The sequence below is a fragment of the Nocardioides marmoribigeumensis genome (genome assembly GCF_031458325.1).
Lineage (GTDB): Bacteria > Actinomycetota > Actinomycetes > Propionibacteriales > Nocardioidaceae > Marmoricola_A > Marmoricola_A marmoribigeumensis.
This window is the reverse complement of the sequence record NZ_JAVDYG010000001.1, coordinates 1,177,114-1,193,077: the sequence shown is the minus strand read 5'-3', so window position 1 is coordinate 1,193,077 and position 15,964 is coordinate 1,177,114. Positions and strand designations below refer to the sequence as shown.

General features: G+C 73.8%; 14 protein-coding genes and 2 pseudogenes. 11 read left to right on the top strand and 5 right to left on the bottom strand.

The features are described from left to right. Nucleotides 1–8: 8 nt before the first annotated feature. Nucleotides 9–1,853, top strand: a complete 1,845-nt coding sequence (locus J2S63_RS05770) for a family 43 glycosylhydrolase (RefSeq protein WP_310299768.1) — start codon at nucleotides 9–11, stop codon at nucleotides 1,851–1,853. Nucleotides 1,854–1,882: 29 nt separating this feature from the next. Beyond that, a complete protein-coding gene (locus J2S63_RS05765) occupies nucleotides 1,883–2,515 on the top strand; it encodes a DUF2461 domain-containing protein (protein WP_310299765.1) in 633 nt (210 codons plus the stop codon). Here J2S63_RS05765 and J2S63_RS05760 read toward each other — a convergent pair. Both J2S63_RS05760 and J2S63_RS05755 read right to left on the bottom strand, forming a co-directional pair. Further along, complete coding sequence (locus J2S63_RS05760) at nucleotides 2,512–2,856, bottom strand: DUF8819 family protein (protein WP_310299763.1); 345 nt, start codon at nucleotides 2,854–2,856, stop codon at nucleotides 2,512–2,514. The genes J2S63_RS05765 and J2S63_RS05760 overlap by 4 nt on opposite strands. Before the next feature lie 15 nt (nucleotides 2,857–2,871). Further along, nucleotides 2,872–3,360, bottom strand: a complete 489-nt coding sequence (locus tag J2S63_RS05755; protein WP_310299760.1) for a SixA phosphatase family protein — start codon at nucleotides 3,358–3,360, stop codon at nucleotides 2,872–2,874. A 58-nt stretch (nucleotides 3,361–3,418) separates the two neighbouring features. Between J2S63_RS05755 and J2S63_RS05750 the strand changes: the two genes are divergently transcribed. Further along, a complete protein-coding gene (locus tag J2S63_RS05750; RefSeq protein WP_310299757.1) occupies nucleotides 3,419–3,916 on the top strand; it encodes a thioesterase family protein in 498 nt (165 codons plus the stop codon). Nucleotides 3,917–3,946: 30 nt separating this feature from the next. Here the strand turns inward: J2S63_RS05750 and J2S63_RS05745 are convergent, their stop codons facing one another. Further along, on the bottom strand, nucleotides 3,947–5,581 hold the full coding sequence (locus tag J2S63_RS05745; protein ID WP_310299753.1) for a DNA repair helicase XPB: 1,635 nt from the start codon (nucleotides 5,579–5,581) through the stop codon (nucleotides 3,947–3,949). A 120-nt stretch (nucleotides 5,582–5,701) separates the two neighbouring features. Between J2S63_RS05745 and J2S63_RS05740 the strand changes: the two genes are divergently transcribed. The 8 genes and pseudogenes from J2S63_RS05740 to J2S63_RS05710 all read left to right on the top strand — a co-directional run bounded on the left by J2S63_RS05740 (nucleotide 5,702) and on the right by J2S63_RS05710 (nucleotide 12,927). After that, a complete protein-coding gene (locus J2S63_RS05740; protein WP_310299750.1) occupies nucleotides 5,702–6,703 on the top strand; it encodes a mechanosensitive ion channel family protein in 1,002 nt (333 codons plus the stop codon). A gap of 23 nt (nucleotides 6,704–6,726) precedes the next feature. Further along, the gene (locus tag J2S63_RS05735; RefSeq protein ID WP_310299749.1) at nucleotides 6,727–7,821 is read left to right on the top strand and encodes a calcium:cation antiporter; all 1,095 of its coding nucleotides are present in this window, start codon (nucleotides 6,727–6,729) and stop codon (nucleotides 7,819–7,821) included. 3 nt (nucleotides 7,822–7,824) lie between these two features. Next, nucleotides 7,825–7,971: pseudogene (locus tag J2S63_RS21265) on the top strand (SulP family inorganic anion transporter); the annotation flags it as partial. A gap of 28 nt (nucleotides 7,972–7,999) precedes the next feature. Continuing rightward, a pseudogene (locus tag J2S63_RS05730) lies at nucleotides 8,000–8,191 on the top strand (SulP family inorganic anion transporter); the annotation flags it as partial. A 22-nt stretch (nucleotides 8,192–8,213) separates the two neighbouring features. After that, nucleotides 8,214–8,600 (top strand): STAS domain-containing protein, encoded by a 387-nt coding sequence (locus J2S63_RS05725; protein ID WP_310299747.1) that lies wholly within the window; start codon nucleotides 8,214–8,216, stop codon nucleotides 8,598–8,600. 82 nt (nucleotides 8,601–8,682) lie between these two features. Continuing rightward, nucleotides 8,683–10,185: a CoA-acylating methylmalonate-semialdehyde dehydrogenase gene (locus J2S63_RS05720; RefSeq protein WP_310299744.1), complete on the top strand. Its 1,503-nt coding sequence runs from the start codon at nucleotides 8,683–8,685 to the stop codon at nucleotides 10,183–10,185. Between the two features lie 8 nt (nucleotides 10,186–10,193). After that, nucleotides 10,194–11,516, top strand: a complete 1,323-nt coding sequence (locus J2S63_RS05715) for an aspartate aminotransferase family protein (protein ID WP_310299741.1) — start codon at nucleotides 10,194–10,196, stop codon at nucleotides 11,514–11,516. Next, complete coding sequence (locus tag J2S63_RS05710) at nucleotides 11,503–12,927, top strand: NAD(P)/FAD-dependent oxidoreductase (protein WP_310299736.1); 1,425 nt, start codon at nucleotides 11,503–11,505, stop codon at nucleotides 12,925–12,927. Before J2S63_RS05715 ends, J2S63_RS05710 begins: the two co-directional genes overlap by 14 nt. Before the next feature lie 9 nt (nucleotides 12,928–12,936). Here the strand turns inward: J2S63_RS05710 and J2S63_RS05705 are convergent, their stop codons facing one another. Continuing rightward, the gene (locus J2S63_RS05705) at nucleotides 12,937–13,476 is read right to left on the bottom strand and encodes a DinB family protein (RefSeq protein ID WP_310299732.1); all 540 of its coding nucleotides are present in this window, start codon (nucleotides 13,474–13,476) and stop codon (nucleotides 12,937–12,939) included. Nucleotides 13,477–13,602: 126 nt separating this feature from the next. Continuing rightward, entirely contained in the window at nucleotides 13,603–15,957 is a 2,355-nt protein-coding gene (locus J2S63_RS05700) for a helicase-associated domain-containing protein (RefSeq protein ID WP_310299729.1), read from the bottom strand. Between the last annotated feature and the right edge of the window lie 7 nt (nucleotides 15,958–15,964).

The window sequence follows — 15,964 nt, the reverse complement described above, 5'->3', positions numbered from 1 at the left end:
ATGCGCCCATGCCTCGGGTCCTGATGTGCCTCCTCGTCCCCCTGGTGCTCGCGTCCGCCGGCCTGGCGGTGCGGGCCGAGCGGGTCGAGGCGGCGGCGGTCACCCAGCCCGGGAGCTACACCAACCCGCTGCGCCCGACGACCTCGAGCGGCGCGACCGTGCAGAGCTGCGCCGACCCGTCCGTGCAGCGCGGGCGCGGCGCCTCGGCGGGCACGTGGTTCATGTGGTGCACCTCCGACCCGCTCAACGACGCCGAGACGACCGGCCGGATGGTGTTCCACCTCCTGCCGACGATGCGCAGCACCGACCTCGTGCACTGGAGGTACGTCGGCCCGGCGCTGAGCGCCAAGCCCGCCTGGGCGGGGAGCACGGCCAAGCTCTGGGCTCCCGACGTCGTCTACTCGCGGACCTACGACCGGTGGTACCTCCTCTTCGCGGTGACCGACACCCGCAGCTCGGTCAGCGGCGAGCCCAGGTGCGAGGTCGACCCGGCGATCGGGGTCGCGGTCGCGCGCCGACCGACGGGGCCGTGGGCCGTCGCGCCGCGTCCCCTGGTGCCCCCTCGGCGCACCGGTCCCGGGTGCAGCTTCGCCTCGACGATCGACCCCGACGTGCTCGGCAGCACGATCGGCTCGGGGAGCACGCTCTACTTCGGGGGCTTCCGTGGCGGGATCCTGGGCCAGTCGGTGCGCGTGAGCGCGACCGGGATGTGGCGCACCGGCTCGGCCGTGCGGCTGGCCTCCGCGCCGCGCTACGAGGGTGCCAACGTCGTCAAGCGCGGCGACTGGTACTACCTGACGGTCTCCTCGGGCCAGTGCTGCAACGGCGCGATGTCCGGCTACGGCGTCTTCAGCGGACGGGCGGCGCGCCCCCTCGGACCGTTCGTGGACCGTGACGGCGTGCCGCTGCTCGGGTCCCGCAGCGGGGGCACCCCGCTGCTGGTGATGAACGGCAACACGTGGGTCGGGCCCGGCCACTCCTCGATGTTCCGCGACCGGGGCGGCCAGTGGTGGGTGGCCTACCACGCGATCGACGAGTCCGACCCCTACTTCGCGACCCGCACCGGTTTCACGCGGCGGCCGCCGATGCTCGACCCGGTCGACTGGCGCGACGGCTGGCCCGTCGTGCGCGCGGGTCGCGGTGCCTCGGTCTCCCGGATGCGCGCGCCGGCGGCCAAGCCCGGCCAGCGCACGGCCTACCGCCCCGTCGCGCCCGTCCCGGACCGTCCCGGCAGCCCCGTCGCCGCCGCGTCCGACGAGCTGGGCGGGGACCACCTCGACGACCGCTGGACCTGGGTGCGCCGACCCGACCCGTCGGCGTACTCCGTGAGCGGCGGAGCACTGCACCTGCCGACCGCCCCGGGCCGGCTCGACGGCTCGGCCGACGCCGCGCCCGTCCCGACCCTGCCCGCGCCCCCGGGCGACTTCGTGGCCGAGACCTCGGTGCGCCTCGACGTCCCGGCCACGGGGGAGGGGTACGACGGCGCGCAGGCCGGCCTCGTGCTCTACGGCTCCGACCGCAGGTACGTGAAGCTGGTGCACGTGGCCCTCGGCGGGACCCGGCAGACGGTGCTCGGCCGTCAGGTGCCCACCGGTCCCGCCGGCTGGCCGCGCTACGGCACCAGCACGGCCGGACCGCCGGGTCAGGTCACCCGGCTCCGGCTGGTGCGCCGCACGGTCGGCACCCGCGTCACCTACCGCGCCTGGACGCGCAGCGACGACGAGGGCTGGGTCCGGGGCCCGGCCTGGACCCATGCCGGGCTCGGGCGCGCGCGCCTGGGTCTCGTGGCGATGGGTCAGGCCGGCCACCAGGCCGACTTCGGCTACCTCCGGGTCTGGACCCTCGGCTCCTGACCGTGCGACCCGGTGCCTATCGTCGGGGCATGGGTGAGTTCACGGGATTCCCGGTCGCCGCGCTGGACTTCTACGACGACCTCGAGGTGGACAACACCAAGTCGTTCTGGGAGGCCCACAGGACGACGTACGACGAGGCGGTGCGCGTGCCGATGGCCGCACTCTGTGCCGCGCTCGAGCCGGAGTTCGGCGAGGCGAAGGTGTTCCGCCCCTACCGTGACGTGCGGTTCGCCAAGGACAAGACGCCCTACAAGACCCACCAGGGCGGGTTCGTCCAGGCCGGGCCGGCGACGGGGTGGTACGTCCAGGTCTCGGCTGCGGGCGTCCGGGTCAGCGTCGGCTACTACCACGCGGAGAAGGAGTCGCTCGCGGCCATCAGGAAGGGCATCGACGACGACCTCGCCGGGCCGAGGCTGCTGCGGATCGTGACCAAGCTCCGCAAGGGCGGGTGGGAGCAGGGCGGCGAGACGCTCAAGACCACACCCCGGGGGTACGACGCCGACCACCCGCGCATCGACCTGCTGCGGCACAAGTCGCTCACGTTCACCACGGACTACGGCTTCGACGAGGTGATCCACACCCCGGCGCTGGCCGACCGGGTCCGGGCGGACTGGCGGGCGGGCCGTCCGCTGGTCGAGTGGGTGGGGGAGCGGACCGGCTAGGGGCCGAGCGAACCGAGCGGCGCCACCGCGGTGCCGCTGACCTCGCAGACCCACATCGGGTCGGGTCCGCCGATCTCGGGCTGGACGTAGAGCGAGTGCGGCTCCTCGTCGGCGCACGCGTGGCACAGCGGCCAGCGGCCGATCTCCTCGAGCAACGCGTCCTGGACGTCCTGGGCGACCAGCCCGGCGGCGTACGCCCTGCCCTCGGGCCACTGCCCCACCCACCACCGCCGGGTCTCGACGGCGTCCTCGAGCAGCGAGACGAGATGGGCGTCGACGCCGCACGTGACCTCGAGGTCGTGCAGCACCAAGGCGCGTGCGGCGAGGAGGGGGTCGTCCACGTCTCGACCCTACGGTCAGGCCGGTGGCCGGCCGTGGCTTGCGAGTGTGCCGGGGGTCGTCCCCGCGTCCTGCCACGCCGCCAGGCGTACGACGGCCAGCGCGGACGTCGGCATCTCCACCCAGGTGCCGGTCAGCCGGTCCACGGCCTCCTCGAGCGCGGGGTTGTGGCCGACGAGCACCACGCAGCGGGCGTTGTCCGGCAACGAGCGGACCACGCGCAGCACCTCGGACCCGTCATGGGTGTAGAGCGCGGCGGAGTCCCGGCACGGCGCGGTGCTGGGCATCTGCTCGCACGCCCGGCGCCAGGTCTGCTGGGCCCGCTTGGCGGTGCTCACCAGGGCCAGGTCGACGGGCACGTGCCGGGCGAGCCAGCGGCCGGTCTCCGCGGCCTGCCGCTTGCCGCGCTTGTTGAGCGGCCGGTCCGCGTCGCACGCGTCGACGGACCAGTCGGACTTGGCGTGCCGCAGCAGGACGAGGGTGCGGTCCTGCGACGGCTCGGCCATGGGGTCACTGTGCTCCGCCGGGGCGCGGCTGTCGAGAGCGCCCGGCTATCGTCGCCCCATGCACGTGACCCACCCGACCTACGAGCAGCTCGTGGAGCTGCCCGCCTGCGTCGAGCAGCCCGTCCCCACCGCCTTCGAGGACGCCAACGGGCACCTCAACGTCCGGCACTACGTCGGCATCGCCAGCGAGGGGCTCGACGAGTCGCTGATCGGCCAGGGCATCCCCAAGATGTGGCCGGCGCAGGGGCACGCGTGCTTCTCCGCCGAGCACCACCTCACCTACCTCGCCGAGCTGCGCACCGGCGACCGGATGTCGGCGCGGGTCCGGCTGCTCGGGCGGTCCGAGCGGGCCGCCCACGCGCTGGTCTACCTGCTCGACGAGTCGCACCAGCGGCTGAGCTTCGTGATGGAGGAGATCTTCCTCCACATCGACATGGAGACCCGGCGCACCGCCCCCTGGCCCGAGGACGTCGCCGCCGCCCTCGACCAGCGCGTGGAGGAGGACGGCCGGCTCCCGTGGGAGCCCGACGTCTCGGGCTCGCTCCACCTGCGGTGAGGCGTCTCGACAGGCTCGACGAGCGTGGGGTCAGACGTCGTGCTCGTCGGTGATCGAGTAGGCGTAGCCCTGCTCGGCCAGGAACCGCTGGCGGTGCTGGGCGAACTCCGCGTCGACGGTGTCGCGGGTGACGAGGGTGTAGAACCGCGCCGAGCGGCCGTCCTCCTTGGGCCGCAGGAGGCGGCCGAGGCGCTGGGCCTCCTCCTGGCGTGAGCCGAACGACCCGGACACCTGGATCGCCACGGTGGCCGAGGGCAGGTCGACCGAGAAGTTGGCGACCTTGGAGACCACGAGCAGCTTGATCTCGCCGGTGCGGAAGGCCTGGAAGAGCCGCTCGCGCTCCTTGACCGGCGTCTCGCCCTTGATCACCGGGGCGTCGAGCTCCTCACCGATCTCGTCGAGCTGCTCGAGGTACTGCCCGATCACCAGCGTCGGCTCGCCCGGGTGCTTCTCGACCAGCCGCTTGGCCAGCCGGGTCTTGCCGCGGGTGCACGCGGCGAGGCGGTAGCGCTCCTCGGGCTCGGCGGTCGCGTAGACCATCCGCTCGCCGTCCGGCAGCGAGACGCGCACCTCGACGCACTCCGCGGGGGCGATCCAGCCCTGGGACTCGATGTCCTTCCACGGGGCGTCGTACCTCTTGGGGCCGATCAGCGAGAAGACGTCTCCCTCGCGACCGTCCTCACGCACCAGGGTCGCGGTGAGACCGATGCGCCGGCGGGCCTGGAGGTCCGCGGTCATGCGGAAGATGGGCGCGGGCAGGAGGTGCACCTCGTCGTACACGATGAGGCCCCAGTCGCGGGCGTCGAGCAGCTCGAGGTGGGAGTAGACGCCCTTCCGGCGCGTGGTCATCACCTGGTAGGTCGCGATCGTGACCGGGCGGATCTCCTTCTTGGCGCCGGAGTACTCCCCGATCTCGTCCTCGGTCAGCGACGTGCGCCTGACCAGCTCGTCGCGCCACTGCCGTGCAGAAACTGTGTTGGTGACAAGAATCAGCGTGGTCGCCTTGGCCTGTGCCATGGCGGCCGCGCCGACGATCGTCTTGCCCGCGCCGCAGGGGAGCACCACGACCCCGGAGCCGCCGTGCCAGAACGACTCGACCGCCTCGGCCTGGTAGCCGCGCAGCTCCCAGCCCGACTGGTCCAGGTCGATCTGGTGGGCCTCGCCGTCGACGTAGCCGGCGTAGTCCTCGGCCGGCCAGCCCAGCTTGAGCAGCGCCTGCTTGAGGTTGCCGCGCTCGGAGGGGTGGACGACGACGGTGAGATCCTCCACGCGGTCGCCGAGCATCCCGGCGACCTTCTTGGCGCGCACGACCTCCTCGAAGACCGCGCGGTCGGTGGAGACCAGGACCAGCCCGTGGACCGAGTGCTTCTCCAGGCGCAGGCGCCCGTAGCGGTCCATCGTCTCGGCGACGTCGACCAGCAGCGCGTGCGGGACGGCGTAGCGGCTGTAGGTGAGCAGCGTGTCGACGACCTGCTCGGCGTCGTGACCGGCGGCCCGGGCGTTCCACAGGCCCAACGGCGTGAGTCGGTAGGTGTGGACGTGCTCGGGGGACCGCTCGAGCTCGGCGAACGGCGCGATGGCCCGGCGGCACTCGGCCGCACGCTCGTGGTCGACCTCGAGCAGCAGGGTCTTGTCCGACTGGACGATGAGGGGGCCGTCGTTCACCGGGCAAGCGTACGGAGGGGGTGGTTCCGCCCGGCTGGCGTCCGTGGGGTGGCTCACGTAAGCCGACTCACGCCTCAGGAGTTCGACTCCCGTCGGTCGCCTCCCTAGCCTGGGGTGATCATGTCGTTCACCTCTGCCGTCCCTCTGTCGTCCGCCGCCGCAGCCGACCCGACCTGCGGAGAAGGCATCCTCAACCCCTGTCGCTCGGTCATGTCGTGGACCGGCAACGCCGACGCCGCACAGGCCTCGGAGTGGTTCGTCGAGCACGCGCTGGTGCCGGTCGTCACGATCGTGCTGCTCGTCGTCGCCGGCGCGGTCCTGCGCTGGGTGGCCCACCGCAGCATCGACCGGGTGGTGGTCCGCGCCCAGGAGGGCGTGCTCCCCTCCAGGCTGGGCAGCTTCGGCCGCAGCAGCGCCGACGCCGACCTCCACCTGCGCTCGCGCCGCGCGCAGCGCGCCAAGAGCCTCGGCTCGCTGCTCAAGAGCATCTCCAGCGGCATCATCTTCGGCGTCGTCCTGATCATGTGCCTGGCCGAGGTCAAGGTGAACGTCGCGCCGATCCTGGCCTCCGCCGGTGTGGTCGGCCTGGCGCTGGGCTTCGGCGCCCAGGCGCTGGTCAAGGACTTCCTGTCCGGCATCTTCATGCTCGTCGAGGACCAGTACGGCGTCGGCGACGTCGTCGACCTCGGCGAGGCCTCCGGCACGGTCGAGGCGGTCGGGCTGCGCATCACCCGGCTGCGCGACGTCAACGGGACGGTCTGGTACGTCCGCAACGGCGAGATCCTGCGGGTGGGCAACTCCAGCCAGAACTGGGCCCGGTCGGTGATCGACGTGGCCGTCGGCTACGACGCCGACATCGCCCGCGTGAAGCGGGTGCTCGAGGAGGTCGCCGACGACATGTGGCGCGACGAGGACTTCCACCGGGTGATCATCGAGGAGCCCGAGGTCTGGGGTGTGGAGGCCCTCGACCCCGACCGCGTGCTCGTCCGCCTGGCCCTCAAGACCGCCCCGCTGGAGCAGTGGCGCGTGTCCCGCGAGATGCGCGAACGGATCAAGGCCCGCTTCGACCACGAGGGCATCCGCATCCCCGTGGCGCCGGTGGTCGTCGCCCCGACCAAGTGAGCCCCGTTCCCTAGGGTGGGGACGTGGCCTCCCCGACGAACCCACCCTGGTCCCTCGCCGTGCCGGCGCTGGGGATCGCCACTCTCGGTGCCACGTGGGGCCGCGACCTGCCGAGCTGGCTGGCCGCGCTCGTCGGGGTCGTCCTGGTCGCCGCCGTGATCGCCGCGGTCCACCACGCGGAGATGGTGGCCGCCCGGGTGGGGGAGCCGTTCGGCACGCTGACGCTCGCGATCGCCGTCACGGTGATCGAGGTCGCGCTGATCCTCACGCTGATGCTCACCACGCCGGACGAGGCGGAGACGCTGGCACGTGACACGGCGTTCGCCGCGGTGATGGTGATCCTGGCCGGCGTGGTCGGCGCCTGCCTGCTCGTGGGCACCCTCAAGCACCACGCCCAGGACTTCAAGGCCTCGGGGGCGTCGGGGGCGCTGTCCGCCCTCACCGTGCTGGTGGTGCTGACGCTCGTGCTGCCGCGGTTCACCCGCAGCGCCGACGACGGGGCCTACACCACGGCGCAGCTGCTGGTGATGTCGGCGATCACGCTCGCGCTCTACGGCGTCTTCGTCTTCGTCCAGACCTCCCGGCACCGCACCTACTTCGTCCCCGACGCACCCGAGGACCCGGACGACGGGGCCGACGACCCGGCGCACGCCCAGCCGTCGTTGCGCACCACGCAGGCGAGCCTCGGCCTGCTCGTGGCCTGCCTGGTCTCAGTGGTGGGCCTGGCCAAGGTGCTCTCGCCCACGCTCAAGGACATCGTCTCGACCGTGGGCGCGCCCGCCTCGACGGTCGGCGTCGTCATCGCGGTCCTGGTCCTGGCCCCCGAGACCCTGGCGGCGGTGCGGGCCGCCGCGGCCAACCGGCTCCAGACCAGCATGAACCTGGCGCTGGGCTCGGGCCTGGCGAGCATCGGCCTGACCATCCCGACCATCGCCGTCGCCTCGTTGATCCTCGACATCCCGCTCGAGCTGGGGCTCACCGCCCCCGAGATCGTGCTGCTGATCCTCGCGGTGTTCGTCTCCGGCATGACGGTCCAGCGCGGCCGGGTGACCGTCCTGCAGGGGGCCATCCACCTGAGCGTCTTCGGAGCGTTCCTCTTCCTGGCCTTCGTACCCTGAGCCATGGCACGCCTCGTGCTCGGCTGGCCCCCGGGCTACCAGCGGTCCTGGCTGCGCGGCGACCTGCTCGCCGGCGTGACGGTGGCGGCGTACGCCGTCCCGCAGGTGATGGCGTACGCCGAGGTGGCGGGTCTGAGCCCGGTGTCCGGGCTGTGGGCGCTGGCCCGGGCTCTCGGACCTGCTGAGCCGGCCGGTGATGGTCGGCTACATGGCCGGGACCGCGGTGGTGATGATCTCGAGTCACTACGCCAAGCTGACCGGGCTGGAGATCGAGGACGACGGCTTCCTCCCCGAGACCCGCAGCCTGCTCGCGCAGGCCGGTGAGGTGCACGTGCCGACGCTCGTGCTCGCTCTCGGGCTGGCGAGCGCGATGCTCGTCGGCCCTGGCCGGCATGCTGGTCGCGACCGCCCTGGTGGCCTGGACCCCGCTCGCCCACGAGGGGCTTGCAGGCGACTCCCCGCTGTTCTTCGCCAACGCCGAGGACTTCCGCGACCGCGCGCTGCGGTCGGTCCGGGAGCAGGCCGACCCGGTGCGCTGGTTCGTGCTCAACACCGAGGCCGACATCGAGATCGACGTCACCGCGGCCGACGCCCTGGAGGCGCTGCGCCAGGAGCTGGTCGAGGACGGGGTGGTCGTCGCCCTCGCGCGGCTCAAGCAGGACCTGCGCGAGGAGCTGGTCGCCACCGGGTTCCTCGACCGGGTGGGGGAGGACCGGATCTTCCCGACGCTCCCCACCGCCGTCGCCGCTTTCGAGGCCTGGAGCCGCGCTCAGGGATGATCCCGACGGTCGGAGGGCGATCCGGCCGCGGAATCCATGGGGCGGGCTGGATTCTGCGACGGATCCGGGGCAGGCTGTGCCCATGCACGACGTGATCCCGCACTGGCGCGACAACACCACCTTCACCGGCTCCTCGACCCGCTCCGGGGAGGTCACCAACCCGGCCACCGGCGAGGTCACCCGGCACGTGGCGTTCGCCTCGCGGGAGGACGCCGAGCAGGTGATCGCCTCGGCGCGCGCCGCCGCGCCCGGCTGGGCGGCCACGTCGGTCACCGCGCGCACGCAGGTCGTCTTCCGGTTCCGCGAGCTCCTCGCCGCGCGCCGCGAGGAGCTGGCCGCGATCATCACCTCCGAGCACGGCAAGGTGCTGGCCGACGCCACCGGTGAGGTCTCGCGCGGCCTCGAGGTCGTCGAGTTCGCCTGCGGCATCCCGCACCTGCTCAAGGGCGGCTACTCCGAGCAGGTCTCGACCGGCGTCGACGTGCACTCCAAGCGGCAGCCGCTCGGCGTGGTGGGCGTGATCAGCCCGTTCAACTTCCCGGCCATGGTGCCGATGTGGTTCTTCCCGATCGCGATCGCGGCCGGCAACACCGTCGTACTCAAGCCCAGCGAGAAGGACCCCTCGGCCTCGATCTGGATGGCCGAGCTGTGGCGCGAGGCCGGGCTGCCCGACGGCGTCTTCAACGTGCTGCAGGGCGACAAGGAGGCGGTCGACGCGCTCCTGGAGAGCCCCGACGTCAAGGCGGTCAGCTTCGTCGGCTCGACCCCGATCGCCCGCTATGTCTACGAGACGGCGACCGCCCGCGGCAAGCGCGTGCAGGCCCTCGGCGGGGCCAAGAACCACATGGTCGTCCTGCCCGACGCCGACCTCGACCTCGCCGCCGACCAGGCGGTCAGCGCCGGGTTCGGGTCGGCCGGCGAGCGCTGCATGGCCATCTCCGTCCTCGTCGCGGTCGGGCCGGTCGCCGACGACCTGGTCGCCAAGATCGCCGACCGCACCCGCGGCCTGCGCACCGGTGACGGCACGCGGGGCACCGACATGGGGCCGCTGGTGACCAGGGCCCACCGCGACAAGGTGGCGGCGTACGTCGAGGAGGGCGAGGCCGCCGGCGCCAAGGTCGTCGTGGACGGCCGGGAGGTCCGGGCCGACGCCTCCGGCGACGGCTTCTGGCTGGGGCCGACGCTGTTCGACCAGGTGAGGCCCGAGATGTCGATCTACACCGAGGAGATCTTCGGCCCGGTCCTCTCCGTCGTCCGCGTGGAGACCTACGACGAGGCGGTCGCGCTGGTCAACGCCAACCCCTACGGCAACGGGGTGGCGCTGTTCACCTCCTCCGGCGGCGCGGCGCGCAAGTTCGAGGTCGACGTGGAGGTCGGCATGATCGGCATCAACGTGCCGATCCCCGTGCCGATGGCCTACTACTCCTTCGGCGGCTGGAAGTCCTCGCTGTTCGGGGACACCCACGCCCACGGCACCGAGGGGGTCCACTTCTTCACCCGCGGCAAGGTGGTCACCTCGCGCTGGGACGACCCCGCCGTCAAGCCCACCGGCGGGCTCGAGCTCGCCTTCCCGCAGAACAAGTAGGGGGACACATGAGCCGCACGTACGACCTCGACCGGGCCCACGTCTTCCACTCCTGGTCCGCCCAGGCGACGCTCGACCCGATGGTGGTCGAGCGGGCCGAGGGCACCCGGGTCTGGGACGACCAGGGCCACGGCTACCTCGACTTCTCCTCGCAGCTGGTGTTCACCAACATCGGGCACCAGCACCCGCGCGTGGTCAAGGCGATCCAGGCCCAGGCCGCGAAGCTGTGCACGATCGCGCCGCAGCACGCCAACGACGCCCGCAGCGAGGCCGCCCACCTGATCGCCGGCCTCGCGCCGGAGGGCCTGGAGCGCGTCTTCTTCACCAACGGCGGCGCGGAGGCCGTCGAGCACGCGGTGCGCATGGCGCGGCTGCACACCGGTCGCATCAAGGTGCTCTCGCGCTACCGCAGCTACCACGGCGGCACCAACGTGGCGGTCAACGTCACCGGTGACCCGCGGCGCTGGGCCAGCGACTACGGCTCCGCCGGCACGGTCCACTTCTTCGGACCGTTCCTCTACCGCTCCGAGTTCGACGCCACGACCGAGGAGGAGGAGTGCGAGCGCGCGCTGCGCCACCTGCGTCGCACCGTCGAGCTCGAGGGTCCGCAGACCGTCGCAGCAATTGTCCTGGAGACAATTCCTGGCACGGCGGGCATCATGCCGCCGCCACCGGGCTACCTCGCCGGGGTTCGCGAGCTCTGCGACGAGCACGGCATCGTGATGGTCCTCGACGAGGTGATGGCCGGCTTCGGTCGCACCGGCTCGTGGCTCGCGCTCGACGCGCACGACGTCACGCCCGACCTGGTGACCTTCGCCAAGGGCGTCAACTCCGGCTACGTCCCGCTCGGTGGCGTCATCGTGGGCGAGCGGATCTACGACACGTTCGCCCAGCGGGTCTACCCCGGCGGCCTGACCTACTCGGGGCACCCCCTGGCCTGCGCCGCCGCCGTCGCCACGATCGAGACCATGCGCGACGAGCGCATCGTGGACAACGCCGCCCGCGTCGGTCGCGAGGTGATCGGCCCCGGGCTCGCCGAGCTGAAGGAGCGCCACGCGTGCGTCGGCGACGTCCGCGGCCTCGGCGTCTTCTGGGCCGTCGAGCTGGTCAGCGACCGGGAGACCAAGGCCCCGCTGGCGCCGTACGGCGGCTCGAGCCCGGCGATGAACGAGGTGGTCGCCGCGTGCAAGAAGGGCGGGCTGCTGCCGTTCGCCAACTTCAACCGGATCCACGTCGTGCCGCCGTGCACGATCACCGACGACGAGGCCCGCGAGGGGCTCGCGATCCTCGACGCCGCCCTGAGCGTGGGCGACGCCCATGTCGAGGGCTGAGCCGACCGTCTTCGAGCGGCTCGCGCCGCGGCCGGAGGCGGTCGACGCCGCGCTCGCCGGGGTCGAGGACGCGTGCTTCTGGCAGACCGACGTCTCCGTCGACCGGCGGCCTCGCCTGACCGGGGACCACCACGCCGACCTCGCCGTCGTGGGCGGCGGCTACACCGGTCTCTGGACCGCGGTCCGGGCCAAGGAGCGCGACCCGGGCCGGCGGGTGGTGCTGCTCGAGGCGCGCCGGCTCGGGTGGGCGGCGTCCGGCCGCAACGGCGGCTTCTGCTCCGACTCCCTGACCCACGGCGAGGACAACGGCCGGCAGCGCTGGCCCTCGGAGTACGACGTGCTCGAGCGGCTCGGCCAGGAGAACCTCGCCGGCATCGAGAAGACCGTCGCCCGTCACGGCATGGACGTCGACCTCGAGCGCACCGGCGAGCTCAGCGTCGCCGTCGAGCCGCACCAGGTGGCCTGGCTCGAGGAGATGGCCGCGTCCGGCCACGGCCGCCTGCTCAGCCAGGACGAGGTACGTCGGGAGGTGGCGTCGCCGACGTACCTCGCGGGCCACCAGGCCGACGACACCGCGCTGCTGCACCCGGTGAAGATGGTCCGCGAGCTCGCGCGGGTCGCGGAGGACCTCGGGGTGGAGGTGCTCGAGGACTCGCCCGTGACGGGGCTCGACGCCGGTCCCTCGGGGCAGGTCTCGGTGGTGACCGACGGCGGCACCGTGCGCGCCGACCGGGTCGCGCTGGGCACCAACGTGTTCCCGGCGCTGCTGCGGCGCCACCGCGCGTTCACGATCCCGGTCTACGACTACGCGGTGATGACCGAGCCGCTGTCGGCGGCCCAGAAGGACGCGATCGGGTGGCGCAACCGGCAGGGTCTCGACGACCTGGCCAACCACTTCCACTACTACCGGCTCAGCGCCGACGACCGGATCCTGTTCGGCGGCTACGACGCGGTCTACCGCTTCGGCAAGCGGGTGCGCGCCGAGCACGAGCACCGGCCCGAGTCGCACCGCAAGCTGGTCTCGCACCTGCTCACGACCTTCCCGCAGCTCGAGGGCATCCGGGTCACGCACCGCTGGGCCGGGGCGATCGACACCTCGACGAGGTTCTGCGCGTTCTACGCGCTGGCGCTGCGCGGCCGGGTGGCGCACGCGGCCGGCTTCACCGGGCTCGGGGTCGGGGCGACCCGCTTCGCCGCCGACGTGATGCTCGACCTGCTGGACGGCGAGGAGACCGAGCGGACGTCGCTGGAGATGGTGCGGCGGCTGCCCGTCCCGTTCCCCCCGGAGCCGCTGGCCTCGGCCGGCATCCAGGCGACGCGCTGGGCGCTGGACCGCGCCGACCACCGCCGCGGCCGCCGCAACCTGTGGCTGCGGTCGCTGGACCGCCTGGGGCTGGGGTTCGACTCCTGACCCGCGCCCTCAGCCCGCCACGTCCCACAGGTGGTGCTCGACGTCGTGGCGCAGGTAGGCCGCGAACGTCGCGGTGGTGAACACCGAGCCGTTGCTGCGCAGCCCGACCCGGTCCCAGCGGTCCTCGGGCACCGCGTCGAAGGCGTCGGCCAGGGCCGTGCCCGCGACGGTCAGCTCGTGGGCGACCTCGGCGGGGTCCCTCTCCCAGTAGCGCCGGGCCAGGGCGGTCGCGTCCTGGTCCCAGTCGTCGAAGCGCGCCCCGTCGGCCGGGGCGTCGTCGGCGACCATCAGCTCGAGCCGGGCGCGGAACAGCAGGAACACGTCGACGACGTGGGCGGCGTACTCCGTCGGTGACCAGACCTCGGGTGCCGGCCTGGTCGTGGCGTCCGGCCGCTGGAGCACGGCGTCCCAGCGGGGGAGCGCCGAGCGGATCCACCTGCCGGTCGCCCCCACCTCGTGAGCCGGGTCGAAGCCGCACTCCGCGCAGCCGTGCTGGAGGACGTGGGTCCAGTCCTTGGTGTCGGGCTCGGGGGTCACTGGGTCGGTCATGGGCGCAACGGTACGGCCGAGCTGCCCGGCGGGCGGCCGTGCCGACCGGCACGACGTGGGGACGCGGGGCGCGGCCACGCCGGAGAGCGGCCGGGGCCCGGCGTCGTGCCGGTTCGAGAGGCCGGGTCAGCCGTGCTCGGTGACGTCGCGGACGGACTTGATCCGGTGGACGGCGAAGGCGCGGGTGCGGTCGCTGCGGTGGTCGTAGGCCCGCAGGCGGCCCCCGTCGGCGGCGATCGGGTCGACCACGCGGTCATGGATCGTGCCGTCGTCGTCGACGTAGCCGATGACCACGGTCGCCTGCTGCTCGGCGGCCTCGCGGAGCAGCGCCAGCGCGGAGGCGGGGGTCTGGCGGTCGGCCCGTGACGGAGGGCGTACGGCGGCCGCGCGGTCGCCGGCGCGGATCGCGGCGGCGGTGGCGGTCGCCCGCGAGACCGCCCGGGCCGCGAGCGCGGGGGAGCGGGGGTCGACCAGGCCGGTGCGGGCGCGGTGGGCCTCGCGGGGAGCGACCTGGACGACGCCGGTGGCCGACTCGATGACCGGGGACACCCCGGCCTCGCGCAGCAGCGGCAGCAGCTCGTCGGCGGGGAGCGTGCTCACCAGGACCGTCGGGGCGATGCGACGCAGGCCCAGACCGGGTGAGGCCGCGAGGGCGGCGAGGGAGGCCTCGTCGTCGCTGCGCACGAACGACTCGGCCACGCCGAGCCGGATCGTGCCGTGCGTGCGGGCGACGTCGTCGACGAGGTAGCGCAGCGGCTGGGGCACGTCGGTGCGCGCCGCCCGCCCGATCACCTCGTGGACCTCGTGGGCGGACCAGCCGACGTCGAAGGCGTGCCGCACCGAGGCCTCGGTGAAGCGGTAGACCGTGGCCCCGCCACGGGACTCGACGTGGGCCACGGTCGCGAGGTCGCGCGCGAGCTTCTGCTCGAGGGGCCCGGGGGCGACGGCGGTCAGGTCGGCCTGGAGGAGCACGTGGTCCACCGGGGCGGGCATGAGCGGGGCGAGCGTGGAGGCCGCTGCGGCCGGGCCCTCGACCAGCAGGGCGCGGCCGTGCGAGGCCAGCCCGCCCAGGCCGACGACGCCCAGCACGGCCGCCTCCTCGAGGGTCCAGGCGACCGCCTCGTCGCGCGCGGTCGGGCGACGGGGGCGCAGCCAGCGCACGCGGGCGACCAGCGACGGCAGCCCGTCGCCGCCGGAGAGCACCTGCCCGGGCCCGAGCGAGGCGAGCACGTGCAGCGTCGCCCGACGGGTGTCGGCCGCCCACGGGGGCGCGAGGTCGGGCGCGAGGGCGTTGACCGCCTTGCCCTGCACGCGTCCGCCGACGAGGCCGGGCAGCCGGTGGGTGTGCAGCCAGGCGTCGGCGAGGTCGGCCCACCGCTCCGCCAGGGTGCGGTGGCGCCAGCGGTCGGAGGCGTCGGTGGGCAGCCACGCGTCCTCGACCCGCCCGGCCGGTCCGCGGCCGAGGAGCCCGGCAGCGGCCGCGACCTCGACGACCAGGGAGGCGGTGCGCTCGTCGGCGTGGAGCAGGTCGGCGAGGGTGCGCACGTCGCGGACCCCCAGCCCGCCCTGGCGCAGGACGCCCGGCGGCTCCTCGCCCCAGCGGTCGAGGAGGAGCTCGGTGCGGTGGACCAGCTCGTACGCCGCCCCGGCGGCCGCGCGGTCGACCAGCGTCGCGCTGCGCTCGCCGGTGGCCAGCGCCGGGGCCACGTCGACCGGGTCGGGGGTCGTGCGCCCGCCGCGGAGCCCGATCACGGCCTCGCGCGGCACCGCGAGCTTGCCCCGCGACGCGGGCACCAGCAGCCCGCGGGCGAGCAGCTGCTCGACCGGCGTGCGCGCGTCGGCGGCCCGGACGTGTCCGACCACCTCGGAGGCGCCCTCGGCACCGGTGGCCGCCAGGTGCTCGACCATCGCGCGGGCGGCCGCGTCGCACTCCTCCAGCAGCCCGGTCACGCGGGCCGGGTCCTGCAGCAGGGCGCCCAGCCGCCCCAGGTCGGTCGACCGGTCCCCGCTCGGCGAGCCGCCCGCGTCGGCGAGCACCTCGGCCACCCGTGCGGGGCCGAGTCCGTCGGCCAGCTGCGCCAGCGGGCGTCCGAGCCCGCTGACCGTCGTACCGAGGGTGTCGGAGACGGCGCCCACCAGCCGCAGGTCGTCGAGCGATCCCCACACGAGCGCGAGGCCGAGCAGGCGGTCGAGCGCGGCGTGGACGGCGTCGGGGGCGGCGTTGACCAGCGCCGCCACGTCGGACGCGGGCGCCCGTCCGTCGAGCACGGCCAGAGCCTCGAGCACGGTCAGCTCGAAGCGGTCGAGCTGGTCCAGCACCCGCATCACCGAGGCCCGGGTGGAGGCGCGTGAGGCCAGCTGCCCGGAGTCCTGCGGGGCGGGCAGGGAGAGGTCGGGGCGCGACCTCAGGAGCCCGGCCAGCGCCTCGACGGACCAGGCGCGGAGCTGGTCGGCGAGGGAGCGCGGGGCGGACGTGGACATCCGCACC